This window comes from Shewanella surugensis (genome assembly GCF_023284005.1).
GTDB classification, from domain to species: domain Bacteria; phylum Pseudomonadota; class Gammaproteobacteria; order Enterobacterales; family Shewanellaceae; genus Shewanella; species Shewanella surugensis.
In genome coordinates this window covers 1-624 of the sequence record NZ_JAKIKS010000363.1, presented here as the reverse complement: position 1 = coordinate 624, position 624 = coordinate 1, and the positions used below count along the sequence as shown (strand labels likewise).

Sequence of the window (624 nt, the reverse complement as noted above, 5' to 3'; positions counted from 1 at the left end):
TCATTTTTAGTCATTGCGATGTTCCTTTTGTTAATTGTTGATCGGCCAAGATCAATTAACAGGTTACATCGCAATGCTTTATCCTCATACACCAGAAACGACTATAGCTCACATCACAATGATGAAACTCAATCACCATTCCAGTGATTTTATCTTGGTTTTTAATCAAGGTATCCAGGATCCGATATTCTGAACATTCTATATCTATTTTAAGAAAAATATTTGAGTAATTAACGGTCTCAAAAACTTCCTCCATAGAACAATGAATTCCACCCGCATTCACACCAACAAACTTCTCGATATGCTTTCGATTACCCGTAAAAAAATTTTTATATGACAAGTAAACTTTTATCCAGTGTAAGAAGTATTTTGGTCTATGAAATCTTCGTAGTGCATTTTTAATATTCTTAAAAAATACTTTCTTGTTTACTGATGCATCATACGCATAAACGGGCACATCTTTATATTGACAAAAATCACTCTCAAAGCTCCAATCATCATTGATACCTAAGCCAGTTAACTTACCTCCGGCAAAGCCGGAGGCTTATTTGGGTGACGCCCTAAAAGGGCTTAAGTCCGTGCCCAAGGCACTATCTACATTCCGAGTTTTAATTGATCCCGATG

Annotated in this window: 1 protein-coding gene; it reads right to left on the bottom strand. The window is 35.9% G+C overall.

The features are described from left to right. Positions 1-55: 55 nt before the first annotated feature. Positions 56-340: a class I SAM-dependent methyltransferase gene (locus L2764_RS27540; protein WP_248943510.1), complete on the bottom strand. Its 285-nt coding sequence runs from the start codon at positions 338-340 to the stop codon at positions 56-58. Between the last annotated feature and the right edge of the window lie 284 nt (positions 341-624).